Below are 4,057 nucleotides of genomic sequence, written 5' to 3' on the forward strand. Positions count from 1 at the left end.
ACGTACGCCCCGCCCGCCTTCACCACCGCCAGCAACGCCACCACCATCTCCACCGACCGGGACACCACCAACCCCACCCGGGATTCAGGGCCCACCCCGCACCCCACCAGCACCCGAGCCAGACGATTCGCCCGCTCATTCACCTCCCCATACGACACCTCACACCCCCCACACACCACCGCCACCCCATCCCGATCACGCCGCACCCACCCCTCAAACAACCCCGGCAGCACATCAACACCCGCGTCCGCAACACCCGACACACCCCCACCCCACTCCTCCAGCCGCCCCCGCTCCTCCCCACCGAGCACATCAATCCGCCCCACCACACACCCCGGATCAGCGGCAATCGCCTCCAACACCCGCACAAAACGAGCCGCGATCACCTCCACCGCCTCCCGGTCGAACAGGTCGGTCGCGTACTCCAGCGTTCCGTGGATACCCGCCGGGTCGCCGCCATCGGCATGTGTCTCGGCGAGCATGAGGGACAGGTCGAACTTGGCGGTGTCCATCTGGACCCAGAGCGGTTCGCTGGTCAATCCCGGCAGTGCGGGGCCGGAGTGGTGGGTGTTCTGGAATCCGAGCATCACCTGGAACAGGGGGTGCCGGGACAGGGAGCGGTCCGGATTGAGCAGGTCGACCAGCCGCTCGAAGGGCACGTCCTGGTGGTCGTAGGCGGCCAGGTCCGCGTCGCGGACGCGGCGTAGGAGTGTGGTGATGTCGGGGTTGCCGGAGGTGTCGACGCGCAGCACCAAGGTGTTGACGAAGAAGCCCACCAGGTCGTTGACGGCTTCCTCGCCCCGGCCCGCGTACGGGGTGCCGATGGGGATGTCGTGTCCCGCGCCGAGCCGGGTCAGCAGCACGGCCAGCCCGGTTTGGACGACCATGAAGACGCTGGCGTCGTGGTCGTGTGCCACATCGGCCAGCCGCTGGTGAAGCGCGGCCGGGATGTCCAGGTCCACGGTGCCGCCGCGATGACTCGCCATCGCCGGGCGCGGGCGGTCGGTGGGCAGATCGAGCTCCGCTGGCAGATCCGCCAAGGCTCGTTGCCAGTGGGCGAGTTGCCGTGACATCAGGCTGTCGGGGGTGTCCTCCTCACCGAGGACACGCCGTTGCCAGATGGCGTAGTCGGCGTACTGCACCGGGAGCGGCTCCCACTGTGGTGCGCGCCCTTGTGCGCGGTCCGCGTAGGCGCGGGCGAGGTCGTTGAAGAGGGGGCCCATGGACCAGCCGTCGGCGGCGATGTGGTGCAGCACCAGCAGCAGTGCGTGCTCGTGGTCCGCCGTTGTGTAGACGCTCGCGCGCAGTGGCAGTTCCGTGGCCAGGTCCTCGAACCCCCGCCCGGCCTCGGCCGCGAGCAGCGCGTCCAGGTCCTTGGGGTCGGCGTCGGACACACTGATCGGCAGCCGGGTGCGCGCTGTGTCGGCGTCGAGCACATGCTGCCAGGGCTGCCCCTCGTCGTCCTTCGGGTAGAGGGTTCGCAGTGCTTCGTGCCGGCTGACGACGTCGCGGAGTGCGTCGGCCAGCGCCGCGCGGTCCACGGGGCCGGTGAGCCGCTGGGCGGACACAATGGTGTAGGTCGCGGACCGGGGGCCCTGGATCTCCTGCATGAACCACAGGCGCCATTGCGCGTATGACAGCGGGATCCGTTCCGGTCGTGGCATTGGGCTCAGGGCAGGCCGCCGAGTCGTCTCGGGGCTCGTTCCGTCGCCAAGCCGCGGGATCAGCTGGGCGACCGTGGGCGCCTGGAAGAGTGTGCGGACGCTCAATTCGGCGCCGACCTCGGCCCGGATGCGGCCGATGAGCCGCATCGCGAGGAGGGAGTGGCCACCGAGTGCGAAGAAGTCGTCGTCCACGCCGACCTCGGCAAGCCCCAGTACCTCGGCGAAGAGGGCGCACAGGGCCAGCTCCCGGGGGGTTCGCGGGACCCCGCCGGTTCCGCCGGTGAACTCCGGGGCGGGCAGCGCCTTGCGGTCCAGCTTTCCGTTCGGGGTCAGCGGCAACTCGTCGATCGTCATCACGATGGACGGCACCATGTGCTCCGGCAGCCTGCTCCGCAGATGGGCCTGGAGTGCGGGGAGCAGCGAGTCGGCTTCCGGAGCGGAGCCCGGCTGGTTGGCGTAGGCGGTGAGCGGTCGCGCGGTCGCCTGGACAGCGGCGACGGATAGGTCAGCGACGACCGGCTGGTCCGCCTCCTCGGCACCGAGCAGGAAGAGGGCGTCGAGCCGTTCGGGGTCCTCGGACCAGGTCAGATGGGCACGGTAGCCGTAGCGGGCGGCCAGCTCGTGCAGGGTTTCCACGTCGGGTGTATCCGGCGTGGCAGTGGGTGATTCCGTGGCGTGGGGGGTTTCCGTGGCGTGGGGGGTTTCCGTGGCGTGGGGGGTTTCCGTGTCCGTACCGATGGTGGTGTCGGTGTCGATGGTCTGCCGGATGGTTTCCGGGGCGGTGTCGTCCTGGAACCGCCGTACGGCTGCGAGGTCGTCCATCAGCCGGGCGTTGGGGAGGTCTCGCACCCACAGCCTGTCGTGGCGCCGGGAGAGGAGTGCCGTCAGTTCCTCGGTCCGGTGCACATCGGTTCCCCAAGTGGCCGTCGGCGCCGCTTCATCCGCTCGTACAGCGGTGGCGGTGATCGGCGCCTTGCGGAGCACGACGTCATAGCGGTACCGGGTCAGTTCGTTGCGGCTCTTTCCGCGCTTGATCCGGATGTCGACCGCCGCGATGTCCTGACTGGTGGCCTGGAGGGCCGAGAAGAATGCCGGGTCGATCAGCAGTTCCCGCTCCAGGGAGATGGTCTGCTCGATCGCCTTGCGGAGGTCCGCGCTCGAGAGCTCACCGCCGAACCTGCTGAGACCGGCCGCCGTGGCGAAGCAGCGGAGCAGACGGAGGTTGCGAACATCGCCGAGGAACAGGGAGCCACCTGGTGTGAGCGACCGCATCGCTCCGGAGATGACGGAGACGAGGTAGTCGACACCGGGGAAGTACTGGGTCACCGAATTGATGATGACGGTGTCGAAATGGCCGACCGGAAGTCCGGTGAAGACGTCGGCGGGCTGAGAGGACAGCTCCACGCGGGCAGCCAGGTCCGGGTCTCCTCGATCGATCTGGTCCCGGAGCATGTCGATGACCGCAGAGGAGAAGTCCGTGGCCCAATACGCGTCGCACCGGGGCGCCAAACGCCGCAGCAGCAGGCCGGTGCCCACGCCGATTTCGAGTACGCGTCGAGGGGCCAGTGCGGAGATCCGGTCCACGGTGGCCGTCAGCCACTCCCGCATCTCGTCGAGGGGGATGGGGCGACCGTCGTAGCTGCTGTCCCAGCCGATGAAGTCCTCGGTGGACGCGCCTGTGGAAGCGTCGGTGGACACCTCACGGAAAGCGGTGGCCGGGCGGTCTCCGTACAGCGACTCGTAGAAACTCTTCCAGTGGCTGATGTGTTCGGCCGCGTGGCGCTCCGCCGACTCCTCGTGCCGTGAGTCGCCCCGTGATGTGTCGCCTCGCGAAGTGTCGTCCCGTGATGTGGTGCGTCGCGCGGGTACGGCGTAGCCGATCAGCCGCCGATCACCGGGACGATCCTCGCGGACCACGACCGCCGCACGCGCCACCTGCGGATGCGACGCCAAAGCCGCCTCCACCTCGCCCAGCTCGATACGGAAACCGCGCACCTTGACCTGGTCGTCCACCCGGCCGACGAACTCCAGCCGCCCGTCCGCCCGCCACCGCACCAAGTCCCCGGTCCGATACATCCGCGCCCCGGGCTCGGCGTACGGGCAGGCCACAAACCGTTCCGCCGTCAGCCCCGTTCGTCGCGCATACCCCCGCGCCAGCCCGGTGCCGGCCACGTACAACTCGCCCACCACGCCGGGTGGCACCGGCCAGAGTCCGCTGTCGAGGATGTACAACTGTGTGTCCTGGATCGGTGTGCCGATGGGCGGTGGCCCTTGTTCTGCCGGTTCGCACGGATGGCCGGCGATGTCGATGGTGGTTTCGCTCGGCCCGTAGGAGTTGTACAGCCGCACCCAGGGAAGTGTGGTGTGGAAGGTGTCGCGGACGGCCGCCGACA

The 4,057-nt window shown here is 69.0% G+C and carries 1 protein-coding gene; it reads right to left on the reverse strand.

Annotation, left to right across the window (positions count from 1 at the left end):
• The coding region (locus tag VT50_RS18710) for a condensation domain-containing protein (protein WP_143645239.1) at positions 1-4,057 on the reverse strand (4,057 nt) is incomplete at both ends.

This window comes from Streptomyces antioxidans, from assembly GCF_000968685.2.
Classification (GTDB): Bacteria; Actinomycetota; Actinomycetes; order Streptomycetales; family Streptomycetaceae; genus Streptomyces; species Streptomyces antioxidans.